Annotated in this window: 17 protein-coding genes and 1 rRNA gene; 12 read left to right on the forward strand and 6 right to left on the reverse strand. The window is 33.4% G+C overall.

Features of this window, described 5'->3' with window-relative positions:
* Positions 1 to 77, reverse strand: a 16S ribosomal RNA gene (locus J2T59_RS04910); the annotation flags it as partial.
* 533 nt (positions 78 to 610) lie between these two features.
* Between J2T59_RS04910 and J2T59_RS04915 the strand changes: the two genes are divergently transcribed.
* Genes J2T59_RS04915 through J2T59_RS04930 form a run of 4 tightly spaced genes read left to right on the forward strand, consistent with a single transcriptional unit; the run spans position 611 to position 5,404 of the window.
* Positions 611 to 2,158 (forward strand): 2-isopropylmalate synthase, encoded by a 1,548-nt coding sequence (locus tag J2T59_RS04915; RefSeq protein ID WP_259134729.1) that lies wholly within the window; start codon positions 611 to 613, stop codon positions 2,156 to 2,158.
* A gap of 2 nt (positions 2,159 to 2,160) precedes the next feature.
* Positions 2,161 to 2,925, forward strand: a complete 765-nt coding sequence (locus J2T59_RS04920) for a TatD family hydrolase (protein ID WP_259134560.1) — start codon at positions 2,161 to 2,163, stop codon at positions 2,923 to 2,925.
* 17 nt (positions 2,926 to 2,942) lie between these two features.
* The gene (locus J2T59_RS04925) at positions 2,943 to 3,572 is read left to right on the forward strand and encodes an MBL fold metallo-hydrolase (protein WP_259134564.1); all 630 of its coding nucleotides are present in this window, start codon (positions 2,943 to 2,945) and stop codon (positions 3,570 to 3,572) included.
* Positions 3,573 to 3,580: 8 nt separating this feature from the next.
* Positions 3,581 to 5,404, forward strand: coding sequence for a YgiQ family radical SAM protein (locus tag J2T59_RS04930; protein WP_259134566.1), 1,824 nt, complete (start codon positions 3,581 to 3,583; stop codon positions 5,402 to 5,404).
* Positions 5,405 to 5,407: 3 nt separating this feature from the next.
* Here the strand turns inward: J2T59_RS04930 and J2T59_RS04935 are convergent, their stop codons facing one another.
* Entirely contained in the window at positions 5,408 to 6,484 is a 1,077-nt protein-coding gene (locus J2T59_RS04935; protein WP_259134567.1) for a (Fe-S)-binding protein, read from the reverse strand.
* Between the two features lie 2 nt (positions 6,485 to 6,486).
* A complete protein-coding gene (locus tag J2T59_RS04940; protein WP_259134569.1) occupies positions 6,487 to 7,860 on the reverse strand; it encodes an FAD-binding oxidoreductase in 1,374 nt (457 codons plus the stop codon).
* An 87-nt stretch (positions 7,861 to 7,947) separates the two neighbouring features.
* Here J2T59_RS04940 and arcS point away from each other — a divergent pair, with 87 nt between their 5' ends.
* Positions 7,948 to 9,783, forward strand: coding sequence for an archaeosine synthase subunit alpha (gene arcS / locus J2T59_RS04945; protein ID WP_259134570.1), 1,836 nt, complete (start codon positions 7,948 to 7,950; stop codon positions 9,781 to 9,783).
* 9 nt (positions 9,784 to 9,792) lie between these two features.
* Positions 9,793 to 10,242 (forward strand): GNAT family N-acetyltransferase, encoded by a 450-nt coding sequence (locus tag J2T59_RS04950; protein WP_259134571.1) that lies wholly within the window; start codon positions 9,793 to 9,795, stop codon positions 10,240 to 10,242.
* 32 nt (positions 10,243 to 10,274) lie between these two features.
* Here J2T59_RS04950 and J2T59_RS04955 read toward each other — a convergent pair whose 3' ends face one another.
* The 3 genes from J2T59_RS04955 to J2T59_RS04965 all read right to left on the reverse strand — a co-directional run bounded on the left by J2T59_RS04955 (position 10,275) and on the right by J2T59_RS04965 (position 13,346).
* Positions 10,275 to 10,559 carry a UPF0058 family protein gene (locus J2T59_RS04955; RefSeq protein ID WP_259134572.1) on the reverse strand — a complete coding sequence of 95 codons (285 nt, stop codon included), beginning with the start codon at positions 10,557 to 10,559 and terminating at the stop codon, positions 10,275 to 10,277.
* Between the two features lie 185 nt (positions 10,560 to 10,744).
* Positions 10,745 to 12,094, reverse strand: coding sequence for a DNA primase DnaG (gene dnaG / locus J2T59_RS04960; protein WP_259134574.1), 1,350 nt, complete (start codon positions 12,092 to 12,094; stop codon positions 10,745 to 10,747).
* 628 nt (positions 12,095 to 12,722) lie between these two features.
* Positions 12,723 to 13,346 (reverse strand): RNA 2'-phosphotransferase, encoded by a 624-nt coding sequence (locus tag J2T59_RS04965; protein WP_259134576.1) that lies wholly within the window; start codon positions 13,344 to 13,346, stop codon positions 12,723 to 12,725.
* A gap of 191 nt (positions 13,347 to 13,537) precedes the next feature.
* Between J2T59_RS04965 and J2T59_RS04970 the strand changes: the two genes are divergently transcribed.
* From J2T59_RS04970 to J2T59_RS04995, 6 genes are all read left to right on the forward strand, one after another.
* Positions 13,538 to 14,674: an OB-fold nucleic acid binding domain-containing protein gene (locus J2T59_RS04970; RefSeq protein WP_259134578.1), complete on the forward strand. Its 1,137-nt coding sequence runs from the start codon at positions 13,538 to 13,540 to the stop codon at positions 14,672 to 14,674.
* 143 nt (positions 14,675 to 14,817) lie between these two features.
* Entirely contained in the window at positions 14,818 to 15,435 is a 618-nt protein-coding gene (locus J2T59_RS04975) for a CBS domain-containing protein (RefSeq protein WP_259134580.1), read from the forward strand.
* A gap of 45 nt (positions 15,436 to 15,480) precedes the next feature.
* On the forward strand, positions 15,481 to 16,260 hold the full coding sequence (locus J2T59_RS04980) for a CBS domain-containing protein (protein WP_259134582.1): 780 nt from the start codon (positions 15,481 to 15,483) through the stop codon (positions 16,258 to 16,260).
* A gap of 44 nt (positions 16,261 to 16,304) precedes the next feature.
* On the forward strand, positions 16,305 to 17,306 hold the full coding sequence (locus J2T59_RS04985) for a CBS domain-containing protein (protein ID WP_259134584.1): 1,002 nt from the start codon (positions 16,305 to 16,307) through the stop codon (positions 17,304 to 17,306).
* Positions 17,307 to 17,353: 47 nt separating this feature from the next.
* Positions 17,354 to 18,199: a CBS domain-containing protein gene (locus J2T59_RS04990; protein WP_259134586.1), complete on the forward strand. Its 846-nt coding sequence runs from the start codon at positions 17,354 to 17,356 to the stop codon at positions 18,197 to 18,199.
* A gap of 59 nt (positions 18,200 to 18,258) precedes the next feature.
* Positions 18,259 to 19,035: a CBS domain-containing protein gene (locus J2T59_RS04995; protein WP_259134588.1), complete on the forward strand. Its 777-nt coding sequence runs from the start codon at positions 18,259 to 18,261 to the stop codon at positions 19,033 to 19,035.
* Positions 19,036 to 19,043: the final 8 nt, after the last annotated feature.

The following is a 19,043-nucleotide window of genomic DNA, read 5'->3' on the forward strand; positions in this document are numbered from 1 at the left end:
TGTTCACGAAGAACATTTGACTCGCATGGCTTAGTCGAACACCGATAGCAGTGATCTCTGGCAGGATCAACCAGAATTATTTGCACACCTTTTTTTGGTTTGAATTTGGTTTGAATTGGTGGGAGAACTCAATCACTTTGTTGAGTTCAATGCACAATTCAGTCAATTTTGGTTTAGTGTATTTTATTCCACATTACCTGACTGATAGTTTAGTACACATTCATGTTTTAGTATTATCCGTTATGCTCATTTCTGTACTCAAGTCTTAAATTTAAGGCTTAGAACAGTAAGTGTCATTGAATAATATACAACTATCAGCCGAAATTAACTGAACTGCCAGATCTAGCGTCAGGCAAGAAATAACTCCTGCCTCCATATAAGATGATTATAAGAACGTTTCGTGCATTAATTTAAACTTATTCGCACGAAGCATCTCTACAACAACTTACATATATATATAATTTTTCTTTCATGCTTAAAGGGTGGTATTCTTTATAGTACTAATATCTAATTTTTAAAAAAAAACAGCTGTGGAATAGCCATAATTTCTTTAATTATCTAAAGGTTTAAATAATTTTAAAACTATTGTTATTTTTACATTTACTTCTTAATACCATATTTATCAAAATTAAAAGAGGGATCAATTTTTTACGACATTGACAGCAACAGGAACAGAAAGGTAAGCATTTTTGATACCACATTGAGAGATGGAGAGCAAACACCGGGTGTTTCACTTACTATTCAACAAAAGCTTGAAATAGCACAACAAATAGATAAATTAGGTGTAGATAGCATAGAATCGGGATTCCCCATTTCTTCTAAAGGAGATATGGAAGCCGTTAAAACAATAGCTTCTTCTGGCCTAAACACCAACGTTTGTGGGCTGGCTCGTGTACTAAAAAAAGATATAGATGCTTGTATTGATGCAAATGTTGATATGATTCATACTTTTGTATCCACATCTGATGTTCAAAGAATCCATACAATAAAAAAGAGCAGAGAAGAAGTTCTTGACATGGCATGCGAGGCTGTATCATACATCAAAGATCATGGAATTAAGTGCATGTTTTCTGCAATGGATGCTACTAGGACAGATACAGATTACCTTATAGAGATATATCAAGCTGTTGAAGACAATAAATGTGATATAATTAACGTACCAGATACCGTTGGAGTGATGTCTCCTTCAAGAATGTATAATTTAATAAAACTAGTCGATTCTAAAATAAATATTCCTATTGATGTACATTGCCACAATGATTTTGGTTTAGCAGTAGCTAATAGCTTAATGGCATTTGAAGCAGGTGCCTCTCAAATTCAAGTCACAATAAATGGGTTAGGAGAGAGAGCTGGGAATGCGGATCTTGGTGAAGCTGTAATGAGTTTGCAGTCTATTTACGGTGCTATCACTAATATAAATACAGAATACATTGTTGAAACATCAAGACTTGTTGAAAGATTTACTGGAGTTAAAATGCCTCCTACTATGCCTATAGTTGGGGAAAACGCATTTGCGCATGAATCTGGTATCCACACACATGGTGTGCTAGAACAATCGGACACCTTTGAGCCGGGTATAATGACGCCAGAAATGGTGGGACATACTAGAAGAATTGTATTAGGTAAACATGCAGGCAAACATGCAATAAAAAAATCACTTGAAACAGCCGGATTAAATCCTACAGATGACCAATTAAATGAGATTGTAAGTCGTGTGAAAGCTATTGCAGATAAGGGTAAAAGAATTACAGATGCAGACCTCAATGCGGTAACACTTACTGTGATGGGAAAGCCTGCTGGAGAAGAATTAATCAAGCTAAAAGAACTTTCTGTAATGACTGGGAACATAATTACACCAACTGCTGTGGTAAAAGCAAGTGTTGATCGAGAAGAGCTAATAATGTCAAATACTGGAGTTGGACCTGTTGATGCAGCTTTAAAAGCTGTTGAAGAAATGATAGGTGAGCACACTAAGGTTAAAATCCATGATTTCAGAATAGAAGCTATCTCAGGTGGATCTGACGCTTTAGCCGAAGTAATAATTGGTGTTGAAGATGAAAATGGAAAGATAGTTACTGCAAGGTCTGCTAGTGCTGATATAGTCATGGCTTCAGTTGATGCATTAATCACAGCAATCAATACTCTACTCAATAAATAAATATGGATTTCCAAATAGTTGATACCCATTGTCACTTAGACTTTGACAAGTTTAATCGAGACAGAGATGAAGTAATATCTCGTGCACTTGAGAATAATATTTCACATATTGTTAATTCAGGTGTTAGTTATAATACTAATATATCAACACTTGAATTATCTGCTAAGTTTGAACAAGTACATCCAACTATGGGTTTAAGCCCACATCTTGCTGCTAGGCCAGACAAGTATGATATTGATGCTGTTATCTCTCAAATTATGCAAAACGTGAATAATATCAAGGCAATTGGAGAAGCTGGAGTAGATTACCACTATTACAGTGACACTATATATAAAAGAAAACAGCTTGATGCATTTAAAAAAATAATTGATATTTCAAAATCTACCGATTTACCACTAGTAGTACATGCAAGAAAAGGTGAAAGAGAAGTATTCGAAATGGTACATGATTTAAAATGTGTTGTTTTTCACTGTTATAGCGGACCAATAGATCTTTTAGAAGAAATTATCAGTAACGGTCACTTTATTTCTATTTCAAGTCTAGTTTGTTTTTCAAGTCATCATAAAAAAATAGCTGAGGAGACCCCACTTGATAGTATGGTATTGGAAACAGACAGCCCATACTTATCACCTAGAAAAAACAAGCGCAATGAGCCTGTATATATTATAGACTCATTAAAGCTAATTTCTAGGTTACATGATCAAGATGAAAAAAACGTAGCTTTAAAAACAACTAGAAATGCTTGTGATATTTTTAACATAAAATAAAATAGAGGTTCTTTTTAATGGAAGTACAAATATTTAATTCTTCATCGTATGACTCAAATACATATGTAGTTAATAGAAATACCTTAATAGACCCTGGGATGAATTTACAATATATTCTAGATAAGTTAGAACATAAAAATCTCCTTAAGGATATTGAACTTATTATACTTACACATGCTCATTATGACCACACAGGCGCAGCAAAATCATTAGCTGAGATTACAAACTCAAATATTGGGATTCATAGTGATGATGTCCAACTACTTACAGATAATATTTCAAGCGCTGCACACCTATTTGGTCAAAAAGCACCGGACATAATACCAGATATATTTTACAAAGATGGTGATTTTGTCCAAATTAATGATACTAATTTAAAAGTTATACATACTCCTGGACATACCCCTGGTAGTATATGCTTATATGAACCAGCTACAAAATCTCTTTTTTCAGGAGATACAATTTTCCCCAATGGAAGTTTTGGTCGAACAGACTTTTTAGGTGGTTCTTCAGAAAATTTATCAAAATCTATAGAAAAAATCACCAAATTTGATATAAAAACATTATATCCAGGTCATGGATCAATTACAGATATAGATGTAAACCATCAAGTAATGTTATCTTTTAAAGCATCAAAAACGATTTAAGTGAATTCATGTCTTCAATAAACTCATTTCTACCTACTACTAAGCATGAATTGAAAAAAAGAAGTTGGAACCAAGTAGACGTTATTATAATCACTGGGGATGCATATGTTGATCATCCTTCATTTGGTGCTGCAATTATTGGAAGATTACTTGAAAAAAATAACTTTAAGGTCGCAATTATATCGCAACCGAAATGGAATAATATTAATGATTTCACAGAACTAGGAGCTCCTAATTTATTTTTTGCAATTACTGCTGGAAATACAGACTCAATGGTGAGCAACTATACACCAAATTTCAGACCTAGAAAGAAAGATAGCTATTCACCCGGTGGAAATGTAGGATTAAGACCAGATAGAGCTGTAATCGTATATGCTAATAAAGTTAAAGAAGCCTACCCTAATACTCCGATAATAATAAGTGGAATTGAAAGCTCACTGCGCAGATTTGCTCATTATGACTATTGGTCAAATCGAGTTAGAAAATCTATACTTGCTGATGCCCCTGCTGATATTTTAATTTATGGAATGGGAGAGTTGCAAACTATTGAAATTGCCACTAAGTTAAGTGCAGGATATAATATTAGCAGCCTGTCTGATATTGATGGCATAGTATGGAAATGCAGCATTAAAAAATGGAAAGAAATGAACTTTCTAGAACAAAACAAAGCGATTGAACTCCCAAGTTATCAAGATGTTTCAAATGATAAAAAAAAGTTCCTTAAAGCTTTTAAAATAATTCATGAGAATCAAAACCCCATAATGGGAAAAGTACTAGTTCAAAAGCATCCTAAAACAATTATTATTCAAAATAAACCAGCTAGGGTTCTTACAGAAAATGAATTAGATTCCTTATATGAATTACCATTTTTAAGGGCCTCTCACCCATCTTACGATAAACCAGTGCCTGCTTTAGAGCCTGTTAAGTTTTCAATAACAACTCACAGAGGATGTATTGGAGGATGTTCGTTCTGTTCAATCAATGCTCACCAAGGACGAATGATTGTAAGTAGAAGTTTAAAGTCTATTCTAAATGAAGCAAGTAGTTTAACTAAAATGAAAGATTTTAAAGGGATAATTAATGGAGTTGGTGGCCCAACTTCTAACATGTATTCTATAAAATGTCCTAAATGGGCAAAAGATGGACCTTGTAATAACAAATTGTGTCTATTCCCTGTCCCTTGCAAGAATTTAGAATATGACACTACTAAAATCCTAGAAATGCTCAGGGAACTTAGAAAAATTGAAGGTGTATCTAAAGTTTTTGTTGGATATGGAATTAGATATGATTTAGCTGTCCTTGATGAAAACTATATTAAAGAATTATGTGAACATCACATTAGTGGCCAACTATTAGTTGCACCTGAGCACTATTCGGAAAAAGTTACTAAAATAATGCGAAAACCAAGTAATGATGTTTTTGAAAGTTTTGTTGAGAAATTCAATGAAATTAATAAAAATATTAACAAAAAGCAGTTTTTAATAACTTATCTAATGTCAGGTCATCCAGGTTGTACAATAGAAGATATGGTTAATACTGCTGAATATATACATGAAAAAAATCGATATACAGAACAAGTACAGGAATTCACTCCAACTCCTATGACACTTTCAACGTGTATTTACCACACCGGAATTGATCCATTTACAGGGAAAGAAGTGCATGTCCCACGCTCTAATAAAGAAAAAAGAATACAAAGAGCACTCCTTCATTATAAAAATCCACGTAATCATCAATATATATACGAAGGACTTAAGGCCGCAAAAAGACTTGACTTGGTTGGTAACTCTTGGAAATGTCTAATTTCAAGGGTCAATAAAAGAAAAAAATAATAATTAGTCTGCAATTGATAAACAAATTAAATCCACAATATCAATCACTTCGATTTCAGATCCCCCTTCAATTAAATTATTACGACACAAGTGACAAGCTGTAACGACATAATCAATGTTTCTAGGAAAATCATCAACCCTTTTTTTTGCTAAGTTCATAGAAAGATTGGGGTAGGCCATTCGTACGCCTCCGCCTCCTCCACAGCACCTGGCTTGGTCTTTTGATCTTTTCATTTCAATCAATGTGCAAATTGATTTTATGATGTTTCTGGGTGAATCGTATATTCCTTGTGATCGACCAAGGTGGCACGGATCATGGTAAGTTACTATAATGTCAAGGGGTTTCAGGTTTAATCTAGATAAGTTTTCTTCAAGGAATTCTGACACGTGCATAACTCTAAATTCATCAGGATAGTTTTTCTTAAAAGTGTTATAGCACCCAGCACAACTACTAATTATAGTATGTGCTCCTACTTGTTTAATTTGTTCTAAGTTATGCGAAACTAATTTATCAGCATTAAACCCAGTTCTCATTATTGGAGATCCGCAACATTTTTCATCTTTTAAAAGAGCAACTCCAAGTTTTCTAAGTATACTATATGTTTTCCTAGCAAGCTTTGGGTATCTATAAGCTCCAAGACACCCAACAAAATATACATAATCTGACTTGAGAGTATTTTCTGCTGGTTGTAAACCTACTGCCCATTCATTCCTATCACTAGCCTCAGCTAAGGAATTTCCATATTCCATAGTATTATTGTAAAGTTTTTCTTGAGAATTTGTATGATGGCCTTTATCTACTAGCATTTGTCTTGCAGTCTCCACGATTTTAGGAGGAGCTGCACCTGCTGGGCATTTTTCTTCACATATTCCACATGTTGTACACATATTAAGGCTTTCAAGCAGTTCTTCATCAACTTCTAATTCATTTTCTATGAGGCCTTGGCCTAGAAGCATCCTACCTCTTGCAGTCTTAGATTCCCATCCTATTTCTTCAAATACTGGACAAACTGATCTACACGTCCCACATCGAACACATTTTAATATAGAACTACTTTCAAGCTTTTCTTGTTGAGACATTTTTAGACCCCCATTTTTCCGGGATTTAGTATGTTTTTTGGATCAAGAGACTTTTTTATAGAACTCATTACTTTTAATGCATTGCCCTTTTCTGCCTCAACATATTCTGCCCTTGCAGCACCAATTCCATGCTCAGCGCTTACTGTTCCTCCCAAGGATATCGCTTTTTTGTGAATACAGTCTGCTATTTTTTTTACTCTTTCAATCTGTTCACTGTTTAATAAATCAATTGCCATTCCGGTGTGTAAATTTCCATCACCTATATGTCCATAGGTCATTATAGGTGTATCAAATTCACTTGAAAGCTTATGTATGTACGATAGCATTTGAGGTATTTCTTTTATTGGAACACCTATATCCTCTCCCATGTAAACCCTTGTAAGCTTTGGATCTATTCTAGATATGGATGCACCAACCAGTCTTCTGGATCTCCAAATCTTTTGTGCTTCAGCCTCATCTGAAGCCGTTTTTATTTCAAATGCAATAGAAGAACAAACATCCCTAATAGTCTCAATACCATCATTTACTGCATTTGGAGTTCCGTCAACCTCGAAGAGCAAAATTGCACCTGCGTCGCTTATCTCGAGCCCTGGGTCATATGCCTTTAAGGCTTTAATTGTAGTCTCATCTAGTATTTCACAAGCTGAAGGAATAATGCCATTCGCTAGGATTTTAACAACTGCTTCACCAGCAAGTTCTGCGTCCTCAAAAGATGCTAACATAACAGATCGCATTTTTGGCAGAGGATGGATTTTTAATAATGCCTTAGTAATGATTCCCAATGTCCCTTCTGATCCAACGATGAGATTGGTTAAGTCATATCCAGTAATTGATTTTAACGTTTTTGAACCGGTATTTATAACCATACCATCAGCCATTACAACTTCTAAATCTAAAACGTAGTTTTTTGTGGTACCATATTTGACTGAGCGCATTCCACTCCCATTATTGCCAATAAGCCCACCTATTGTACACATTTCAGAACTTCCGGGATCAGGTGGAAAGAAAAAACCATATGGTTCTAAAGCTTCATTAAGTTTTGAATGAACTATACCAGGTTCTACAAACGCCTGTAAATTCTCAGGTTCTATTGACATTATTTTTTTCATACCTGACATATCAAGTAAAATGCCGCCTTTTATAGGAACTGCCCCTCCGGCCATACCTGTGCCTGCACCCCTAGTAACGATTGGAATATCATATTTATTAGCTAACTTTACAATTTCAACTACTTCATCTGTAGTACTTGGTTTTGCTATATATTCGGGCATGCCTTTAACCTGAGATGCATCCCTACAATAACAGTACAATTGTGATTTTGAGGATGTAGCATTATTTGAGCCTACAATATTTTGAAGTTCTTGAATGATTTTCATCTCACATTCTTGTGCAAATAGTTACTTTTATAGTTTACGCCAACAAACCGAATATTTTACATTTAACTAGAGGTATTAGATAACATAATGACCAAATATTTTGAAATTATAGACAAAAATGGATCTGCAAGATTAGGAAATCTAAAGCTTAAACAAAATATCCGTACACCTGCTCTAATTGACACTCCCGGAATTAAAGATTTTGAATCTTTATTCATTGATTTAGGATCAATGTGGAATAGTTCAAATGATGAGTTAATTAAAATCATCAAGCACATTCAGGAAAAAGGCAGTTGTGAGAATCTAGTTATTGTTCCCCACCAAATATTTACGCCTACTGTTGGAAATATAAAATCCTCTTTTTTAGATGATATAAGTAACAGCATACCCATTGGATTGGTGTATGATGGTTACAAAAAAGATAACGTAGATATGTACATAATTAGTGGTTCTGGTATATATAGCAAAAATGCAAGACGATTTTTTGAACAAATATTAGAAATAAAAAGTAACGTCCCATTTGATACAGCCATTTATGCTCCAGCAGTTGCATTACCACAAAATATAGCAACTCTAACATATTTGGGAGTGGATTTATTTGATTCTACTGCTGTTTTAATAGCCTCATCTCAGGACATGTATCTAACCACTTATGGTTTTTACGATATTAATCAATTATCAGAACTTCCATGCATGTGTCAAGATTGTTCCTCCTTATCCCACCAAAATGTAATGTCAATGACCAGAAAAGAACGATTTTCATTTCTAAAAAAGCATAACATAAACGTGATTAAAGCCGAGTTAGCTAATGTTAGACAAAAAATAAAAGATGGGTGTCTAAGAGAATATGTTGAAAGCCAGTCAAGTAGTTCTCCATTACTAACATCCCTGTTGAGGCACTCTGACAATAACCCTACATATATGGAAAAGATTACAGAAATAGTCAGATCTAGAACTTTAATAGCTAATACATCAGACTCATTACATCGAATTGAATTTTCAAGATTTTCACAGCGAACATTGGATAGATATAGTCCCCCCGATAACAGCGTTTGCTTAATTTTACCTTGTTCTGCAAGAAAGCCATATTCCTTTTCGCAGTCACATCAGAAATATATTAAGGCATTAGGTAAATATAGAAAATATATTCATGAGATAATTCTTTCATCGCCACTTGGTGTTATACCAAGAGAATTAGAACTTACTTACCCTGCGGCACATTATGATATTGCAGTTACTGGACACTGGAGTGAGGACGAGAAAAAAATTGTGGCCGATAGACTATCTAGCTATTTAAAATACAAGTCTGGATCCAAAAAAATCGTGGCCCATGTAGAGGGAGTCTATAGAGAAATATGTGAAAGAGTATCTTTAGAACTTAACATCGATATAATCTACACAGCGACAGGGAAAACAACCTCAAAAGACTCGCTTTCAAACCTGAGAAAAACGGTTTCTTTGTTGTTAGATGAATCGTCTAATTTTAGAAATTTAGAGCCTAGAAAAATGTTAAAATCTATTGCAGATTATCAGTTTGGATCTAAAATTGGAGAAATATTAGTACCTAATAATTCAATAATCAAAGGCCCTTACCCAAAATACCAAGTATATATTGATCAAGATCAAATAGCAACTTTAATTCCACAATATGGGATTCTGGCATTAACAATAGAGGGAGCTAAATTGATTGCTGATGAAAATAAGTATACAGTATATATTGATGATTTTATACCTAAAGGATCAATTCTTGTTCCAGGAATAATAAATGTTGACCCTGATATTCGCCCAAAGGATGAAGTGATTGTAAAAGGACCAAGAGTAATATGTGTTGGAAGGGCAGTAATGAGTGCTTATGAAATGATGAATTCCTCATATGGAATAGCAGTAGATATTAGACACGTTCAAAAGTTGGACAACAGTTAAAATAAGACTATGATAATTAGAACTGTAGAAGCAAACGATATCAAAGATGTTATTTCAGTTTCAACTGAAGTTTTTGCAAAATGGGATTCTGATTATTATGTATCATTTTATGAAGTGCCAGAAATTTTTTTTCTGGTAGCAATAGTAGATGAAACTCTTGTGGGTTATATAATAAGTATCCCGCTATCATCACATGAACATGTGATACATTCATTGGTTATTTCAAGGGATTTTCAAAATAAAGGATTTGGCACTATGTTGCTGAAATCACTATTCTCAAAATGCAAAACCTTTCACGTAAAATATCTAAGTCTTAACGTAAATATCAAAAACAAACCAGCTTATAAACTATATTTAAAGCATGGCTTTGTTCCTTGTTGGATAGAGAAATGCTATTATTCAAAATATGAAGATGCAATATATATGAAAAAAATGATAGGTTCCATATACTATTTTTGATATTGAATAGTAATTAATTTATTTCAAAATCTTTAATTGCTATGTACAATTTCATCTCCTGATTTAGAAGCAAGTTCTTGCATTCTAGAAGTTGTTTGATTAAAGTTTGAGGGTTCATCTTCAGTAATTATTGATGCAAGATGATTACCCAGTACAAATATTGCATGCTTATGTTCAGCCTTACTGCGGTGAATATGCATAGGGCTTATTGAAAGAGATTGATATTCTTCAAACTCGTGTTCTATTCCCTGACTTTCAAAATATCTCTTAATCTGAGCCATTAATGTATGTAATTGAATTAGTTCATCTTTGTGCATGATAATCAACATATCCTTTTTTTGTATTAGAATGACTGGAGATTATTAGTTAGTAGAATACTTATTTAAATCAAATAAAACAATTATTGGCGGAAATTTCTTTCTGAGTTATCCTATATAACAATTTCTATTTATTCTTTACTAATAATCATTATGTTCCCAGCAGTTGGAGTTAGCTCAGATGTTTAGTTAATCAGATTATTTGAGCTAATAACATTTACTGTAGCTGGAGTTTTTGCGATATTCCCTACTTTAGCACCTACAAGGTTTTCAATTCCTTTGTCTGCGGCTATATCTAAAATTCTTTGCGTAATTACTCCATCAAATATTATACTCTTTATATTACCACTATGTTCTTTAAGTGTGTTCACCAAATCACGTACAGGCATTTCGATAATTATATCTTCTTTATCGTCAAGTAGCCTTGCAGTAAGAGTCCCTGAAAGATCCGATACGTGAGCATTAAAAGTATCGTTAAGTGCCAAAGCTTGGTTTTTAGATGAAGCTTCTGTAGGCTTCTGGTCTTTTTGTTGATTATCAATTGCCTTTTTTGTTGCTGGCTTTATCGGAGCCTTTACAGGTTTTTTTACAGTTACTGCTTCTCTAGGGTTTCTTTTACTCACCTTTGCAGAAGAAAGTCTTTTTGTATCTGCTTGCTTTTTTTCTTTCCTTTTAGAACTATCTCCTGCATTTGAAGAATTGTCTCTTAAAGAATACATATCAACTGCTTGTTCAGTTGGTACTTTTTGCCTTAGAGCTCTAACAATTTCTCTTTGAACTAAGTCTTCAACTGTTTTACCATCAGGAGCACGTGCAATATAGTCTATATCAGCTACCTGTAATAGTTCTTTTACAATTAGTTCGCCACCCCTGTCTCCATCAGTAAATGCTGTAACTGTTTTTTTTCGAGTTAGTTCACTTATTTCAGGTGGAACATTTGTTCCACCGACACAAACAGCATTTTTTATACCATACCTCAACAGATTTAGCACGTCTGCTCTACCTTCTACAACAATAATGGCATCTGAGTCAACAACGTTTGGGCCACAAGGAATTTTGTTCTTCCCATAATATTGCATTTCTTCAATTCGAACCGATTCTCTAACCTCATCACTGATTTCTTGAGATTCAGGTAGATTCTCATCAAACATTGTAGTTAAAATCAGTTTTGCCCGGTCAACAATATGTTTCCTTTTAGTTGCACGAACATCTTCAATTTGAGTGATTTCTATTTTTGCATTACATGGACCAACCCTGTCAATTGTTTCCATAGCTGCAGCAAGTATTGAGCTTTCTACTCGATCCAAACTGGATGGAATAAATATATTACCTTTAGTTTTTCCAGATTTTGAATTTACAACTACTTCAATTCGACCAATTCTACCAGTTTTTTGCAAATCTCTTAAATCTAAATCTGCTCCCAGTAGTCCTTCAGTCTGACCAAAAATAGCGCCAACAATATCAGGTTTTTCTATGACACCATCGGCATTGATTTTCCCATGAATAATATATTTTGTAGTATCAGTATTTTGCATCGGTGGTTCTCTCCACATTAGTTTTAATTACCTAACTACAGAGAACTCACTGCAAATCAAAATTTATTTACATTTTTTAAGAACTTTTACCAGTAGTAATTCATTAGTGCACCTTCTTTATCTAATAGTCATCAGGTTTCCCCACAAATCACTAATCTTGCTCTTTTGGTGGAGTTTATATCGTTCTCATCTAAATCTAAATGTGTATGTTATATCACCCTTTATCTAGATTTTGGGGTTATTGCTACTCAATTTACCCAATGATACAAGCTTATTATTTTATTATATCTACAACTATATAATATAACCATTAGGTTCACATATTTTTGTATTAATTATGTCTAAATTATAAGTAACCTCAAGTTCTGTCGTTGTAAATTAATTATGTGATTATTTTGATTTTGCTGTGATTCTCAGTAGATAGGATTGTTATATCCATTATTATGAAGTAATCATTTAATTTATGATTACTAATTTACTAAGCTTATATTAGAAATAGTTATTTAATAAACTTATGGTTTCTGTGAGTAAGTATAAGTCAAAAAGTCAAAGTTTGAATTGATTATATGGCCTCAAAATCACCATTTCAACCACATTTACTTAGGCATTAGGTATTTCTTATTAAGTTTCATTCATTTGCCATGTAAATATACTTTGTTGGAACTTTTTCCATTAAAGCAATATCTTTATTTACACCCATTACTGTAATGCCATCATTTCTAGCTTTATTACAATCTATCCCTAAGATAATAGGATTTTCTGTGTGTATTTGAGCCACTTGATTCGCTTTATCATAAGATGTACTTAGATGAACATAAGTTTGCCTTATAGGAAATATTCCATTTTCAAAAACCATGTCAACTTCTTCTTGGCTCACTCCATAATATAGTGTTGATAAATTATTGTCTGAATAGTTTAAATCAACATTTACAGAATGGCCGTATCTTGCTCTTATTTTGTTCGAAATGATCTCATATCGCTGTTTTTCATCGGATTCAACTAATGATATCAACGATTCTTTTTTTGCCCATTTATATCTTTTTTTTGTTGCATCTAAAAAACCATCAAAATCAACCCATCCTTCTTTATCCATTGAAAGGCCTACATCATTTGGAAAATGTCGAAGTACACCCGATACAAATTTACCAATGCGTTGCTCTTTTTCACTATCTAGAACGAATTTTCCCTTATTTTTACAATATGGGCACACTTCTCCTCTGAAGTAGCCATCATCTGAACATTTGCGAATCATACTATTCTTTACCCATATAAGTCTATATTAATATATTTTCTCCATTAGCCCAACTCATCACAAAGTTTTAATCAAAAGAATATCACATAACACAACTTGATACATCTTCCTAACTAAAAAGAAAGTGATTTAAAAAAGATGGATTCAATACTTGAAATAATAAAAGACTAGTTTCAGATATTGGTGCAAATATGGAATATCAATCAGAATTAGATAGTATATATAAAAAAGTTAGTAATCTTTTAACTAAAGATGAATTTATAGAACAAGTAACTGAAAAAGTTAACCAAATGAATGGTCTATGTGATGAAAAAACAGCTGCTATGCTTGTTGCAAACGACTTAGGTGTACATAGTGATGACCAAAATATTGTAAATATATCTGATATTTCATCTAATAACAGTAATGTAAATTTCATGGGAAAAGTCATCTCAGTATTTGATACTAAAGAATTTCAAAGAAATGACGGTACTAATGGTAAGGTTGGAAATATTATTATTAGTGATTCTACTGGTTCTATTAAGGTAACGCTTTGGGACGAAAAAGCTGATTTAATTGATAACAACAGTATCAAAGTAGGCACATGTCTAGTGGGTAATGGATATCCAAAAGAAGGATATAGTGGACTGGAGGTTAATATTGGAAATAACAATACAATAAAAGAGGCTTCTGAAGACATTGATATCAATATTAAACATCAGAAAATAAAGGAAATTAAAGATGGAGATAAAGATATTAATCTTGTTGGAAAAGTATTAGATAGTTCAGATATCCGTGAATTCAAAAGAAAAGATGGATCTATTGGAAAAGTCTGTAATTTATTGATTGGCGATGATTCCGGTAAAATCCGTGTGACTTTGTGGGATGAAAAAACTGATTTTTGCAAAGAAATTGATCTAGATAGTTCTTTGGAAATAATTAATGCCTATGCCCGTACCAATAATTTTACCAATGAGGTTGAAGTGCAAACTGGCTTTTATGGATTAATAAGGAAAGTGGACAAAGATATAGAGTTTAAAGAAAATTTCAACCTCATTGAAACAATAACTCCAAATCAGGCATGTTCGATCAAAGGCCAGATTTCAGGTTTAGATGATATTAAAGAATTTACACGTAAGGATGGTACAGAAGATTTGGTTGCTAACATATATGTGTCTGATAGGAGTGGTAGAATCAGGCTTGTATTATGGGGAGACAATGCAAATAAAATCAATGAAATGGATATCGGTTCAAATATTGAAGTCATAGATGCATATGTAAAAGATGGATTGCGCGATGAAATAGAAGCTCATGTAGGCAATAGAAGTCAAATCTACATACTCAAGTAACAATTTGACAATCCAGTCTTTAACATTATCATCAAAAAAAGAAGTTATATATAGCATAAAAACCCACATTTACATGTGGGTATGACTAACAAAAAAGAGTCAGTGCAGATATTTTGGTAAATATAAATAAAGCAGGGATTTACATGCTTCTTGGAACTGATGATGACGATTTTAAAGAAGATAAAGGTTTTTCTATGAGAAACTTAGACAAAGGCGTTTCAGTCCACTCAGTGATGTCTAAAAAAATATTTTCTCTAGACACTAATGAGAGCTCTCTAAAAGCTGCTAAAATTATGAACGAGCATAATATAGGAAGCATAATAGTAACTAAAAACAGCAATGTTACGGGAATAATAACTGAAAGAGACCTTGTTAAAAAAGTTCTTGCATCTGAATTGAATCCTGGTGATGTTACAGTTGAAGAAATGATGTCTTCTCCAATTATTTCAATAAGGCCATCTGCAAGCACTATAGAGGCTGCAAAGGTTATGTTGAAGTTTAATATTAGAAGACTTGCTGTAATGGAAAATAAAACATTAGTTGGTATAGTTACTGATAGAGATATAATAGCAATAGCGCCTGAATTAGACACTATTTTGAATAATTTAATTGAGATGAATCGTGAGACTTCAATTGAAAAAGAAGCAGATATTTATACAGGAATATGTACAAATTGTGAATCATTTTCTAGGGATTTACAATACTTCAATGGAATGACTATCTGTGAAAGCTGTAGAGATAGTTTAGACTACTATGATTGAGATCCCTCAATAACAATTTTTATGAACTTTAAAGGAGTGAGAACAGTGAACGTTGAGACTATAATGTCAAAAAATCCTTTATGTGTAAATGATAATGAGTATATTACACATGCAAGGCAACTAATGAGAGATAATTTTTTAAGAGGGCTCCCCGTTGTGGATGATTCTAATAGGGTATTAGGTATTATTACTGATCAAGACATATTAAATGTAAGAGCCAATAAGTCAAATGTTACGGTAAAAGGATATACTAGAGAATGTCCTATAATTACACCAGAAATGGATATTCTTAAAGCTTCAAAATTATTACTTAAAGCCAAAGAGAACCGTGTCCCAGTCGTAACATCTTCTACAGAAAAAAAAATATCAGGAATATTAAGTGATGTTGATATCTTAAAAAATATTCCTGATTCTAAGATACCATCTAAATGTGTCTCTGAAATAATGACAACAGATGTTATGACTATAAACCCTGAGGAAACTGTAGCTAAGCTTTGGGCTAACATGATTGATTGGAACTATACTGGAGTTCCCGTAGTAGACAATAAAGGAGAGGTCTATGGTATTGTAACACGTAGGGATATTATCAAATCAGGCCATGCAAGAATTGGTGCAAGTGACACTCATGGTAAAAGCTCAGGTAACTCTCCAAAAGTAGAAAAAATAATGTCTACACCTTTATACACAATAACTCCAGAAACTAAAATTGAACAGGCAATTGCTAAATTATTAGACAATAATATAGGAAGAATATGTGTATCAGAAAAAGATGAGCTTATAGGCATAGTCGATAGGTATGATCTTCTGTTAGCTTGTGTTAAATAAAAATTGACTTTTAAGGAAATAATAATTACTTATGGTGATTCAGCTTGAGCATACATAACAAAAAGAAATCAGCAACGCAAATGAATATGAAAGTAAGAGAAAGACTAAATTCGCACACAAAAAACGTTCAAAAGAAAAATCCCCATCTATTTAGTAGTGATGGTTTATTAGATGTGGGTCCAGTTGATTTTGACGCTAAGGAAGCAAAGCACCCAGGTGAAATTTTAACTCTTGCAACAGGCGATGTAGTTTCAATTCCACCTACTACTACAATTATGGGTTCTATAAAAACAATGACTTCAAAGGGATTTAGGAGAGTACCTGTTACAGATGCTGGAACAAAAAGATTGGAAGGTATTGTGACTTCAACTGATATTATTGATTTTCTAGGAGGTGGTGAAAGAAATCGTCTAGTTCAAGAACATTACAAAGGAAATCTACTCGCTGCAATAAATGCCGAAGTGCGTGAAATCATGCAGCATAATGTAGCCTGTGCTGATTTTAGCGCAGGCATAGATGAAGTTATAACGACAATGCTTGATGATAAGACTGGTGGGGTACCTATAGTAAATAAAGATAGGCGTTTAATAGGCATTTGTACAGAAAAAGATTTTCTTAGATTCATTGCTGGGATTTTTACCAATAAAACTGTTGGAGATTATATGAGTACTAATGTAACAACCATATCACCCGATGCAACTATAGTGGATGCCGCAAGAATCATGGTTAAACGAGGATTTAGAAGGCTCCCTATCGTTAGAGACGGTGTATTGCTTGGAATAGTTACTGCATCTAATATAGTACAGTTTATTGGAAATGGAGATGCATTTGAAAAATTGATAACAGGAAACATAAATGAAGCATTCGATGAGCCCATAAGTGCACTAATTTCAAAGGATTTAGTTTGGACAAGTGCTGAAATGGATTTAGGTGATGCTGCAAATCTAATGATTGACAAAAATGTGGGTTCTTTGCCCATATTTGATGATGGGAAGCTATGTGGTATAATTACCGAAAGAGATTTTCTAAAAGCAATGATTGATTGAAAATTGAAGTTTTAGATATATAAAAATAAGGCTCAAGAGGAATTTGTATGAAAGTTGAAAATATAATGAGTTCTCCAGTATATACTATATCTCCAGAAGATCCACTTTCACATGCTAGGAACTTAATGTTAAAACACAAAATTAGTACCCTCGTGGTTGTAAATGATAATGATGAAATGGTTGGAATAATTAGTAAATCGGATATGGGTACTAGATTATCACAAGCTGGACCAATATGGAGACGACGACCAATTGATAGAATTCCAGTAAATATGGTTATGCAAGAAAATCCAATTACAATTTCACCTGATGTTGACATTAAACATGCAGTAGAAGTAATGCTTGATAATTCAATTAACAACCTTCCTGTAGTTAACAACAAGGTTGTTGGGATTGTCACAAGAACAGATATCGTTCGTCATGTATCTAACTTAGACGTAAATGTCAAAGTTTCAACTGTAATGACAGAGGAAGCACATACGGTTCATCGTCACCATACAATTAACCATATAGTAGATGTTATGCAAAAAAACAACATCAGTAGAGTTATTGTTATGAACAATACAGGTGATGCCGCAGGAATTATTTCTACAAGTAACCTAGCCTTTAATTCAATGACAGATAATGAAGGAAAACTTTCTACAAAAAATATTAAAATGGGGAGAAGGCCTGTAGCTGGTGGTGATAAGATATATCGTTATGTGAAAGAAGTACCTTTAGTTGCAGAAGATATTATGACAGAGCCGCTAAACACAATAAATCTCGAAGCAAAGGTTGTTGATGCTGCCAGTATAATGCTCAAAAACGATGTTACAGGATTACCTGTAGAAGATAATAAGGAAGTAATAGGGATATTGAGTAGAAGTGATATTATCAAAGTTTTACTTAATTAAAGGCTTCAAATAGCCTTTGAGTTAGATTTAGATGAAATAATTAATATGGAGTGAAATTTATGCAAGTTAAAGATATTGTGGTGGAGCCACCAACTATTGATAAAGCAGATACTATATCCAACGCACTTGAAGTGATGGAAAAAAAGAAAGTGCGTCGCTTACTTGTAACTCATAATGATGAAATCATTGGCATTTTAACAATGAGGAACTTAACTAAAGAATTAGGAACGCGTAAAAAATCTAGCATGCCTGCATCTTCCCTGCATGTAGCAACAGCAGTTAGTGATAATTTTGTAAAGGTATTTCCTGAAACAGAATTAGATGATGCTGTAACTTTAATGACCAAAAAAAATGAAATTATAATAGTTGCAGACAAAGATGAGCTTCTTGGATGGATAACTCCTACTGAATTATTAAAGAGTTGTTATTTCAATGGATACGCAGGAGAGGTCATGGAGCCTAAACCAATACTTGCAGCACCCAGCGATAGAGTCGTCCATATAAGAAGATTGATATTAGATCATAATATTGGAAGACTCCCAGTTGTAGAAAACGGTGAACTTGTCGGGATAGTTACAGAAAGGGATATCGCAAAAGCTATGAAAGCATTCAGAGACCTAGTAGCTGGTAATCAGCAAGACTCTAGAATAAAAAATTTGATTGTAGAAGATATCATGTCATTAGGAGTTAAAACCGTTTATACAAATACCGAATTACAAGACGTTGTAAATACAATGATTGAAGAGAATATTGGAGGTTTACCTGTATTAAATCTTGAGGATGAGTTTGTTGGATTCATCACTCGTAGAAACATTGTGAACACCTTAGTACAATAATATCAACT

This window comes from Methanosalsum natronophilum, from assembly GCF_024808815.1.
Classification (GTDB): Archaea; Halobacteriota; Methanosarcinia; order Methanosarcinales; family Methanosarcinaceae; genus Methanosalsum; species Methanosalsum natronophilum.

Coding starts and splice junctions, on each gene's coding strand:
- J2T59_RS04935 (WP_259134567.1), bottom strand. CDS start 6,484: ATGTCTCAACAAGAAAAGCTTGAAAGTAGTTCTATATTAAAATGTGTT.
- J2T59_RS04940 (WP_259134569.1), bottom strand. CDS start 7,860: ATGAAAATCATTCAAGAACTTCAAAATATTGTAGGCTCAAATAATGCT.
- J2T59_RS04965 (WP_259134576.1), bottom strand. CDS start 13,346: ATGATTCGCAAATGTTCAGATGATGGCTACTTCAGAGGAGAAGTGTGC.
- J2T59_RS04990 (WP_259134586.1), top strand. CDS start 17,354: ATGAAAGTTGAAAATATAATGAGTTCTCCAGTATATACTATATCTCCA.
- J2T59_RS04975 (WP_259134580.1), top strand. CDS start 14,818: ATGCTTCTTGGAACTGATGATGACGATTTTAAAGAAGATAAAGGTTTT.
- J2T59_RS04925 (WP_259134564.1), top strand. CDS start 2,943: ATGGAAGTACAAATATTTAATTCTTCATCGTATGACTCAAATACATAT.
- J2T59_RS04955 (WP_259134572.1), bottom strand. CDS start 10,559: ATGCACAAAGATGAACTAATTCAATTACATACATTAATGGCTCAGATT.
- J2T59_RS04995 (WP_259134588.1), top strand. CDS start 18,259: ATGCAAGTTAAAGATATTGTGGTGGAGCCACCAACTATTGATAAAGCA.
- J2T59_RS04920 (WP_259134560.1), top strand. CDS start 2,161: ATGGATTTCCAAATAGTTGATACCCATTGTCACTTAGACTTTGACAAG.
- J2T59_RS04930 (WP_259134566.1), top strand. CDS start 3,581: ATGTCTTCAATAAACTCATTTCTACCTACTACTAAGCATGAATTGAAA.
- arcS (WP_259134570.1), top strand. CDS start 7,948: ATGACCAAATATTTTGAAATTATAGACAAAAATGGATCTGCAAGATTA.
- J2T59_RS04970 (WP_259134578.1), top strand. CDS start 13,538: ATGGAATATCAATCAGAATTAGATAGTATATATAAAAAAGTTAGTAAT.
- dnaG (WP_259134574.1), bottom strand. CDS start 12,094: ATGCAAAATACTGATACTACAAAATATATTATTCATGGGAAAATCAAT.
- J2T59_RS04950 (WP_259134571.1), top strand. CDS start 9,793: ATGATAATTAGAACTGTAGAAGCAAACGATATCAAAGATGTTATTTCA.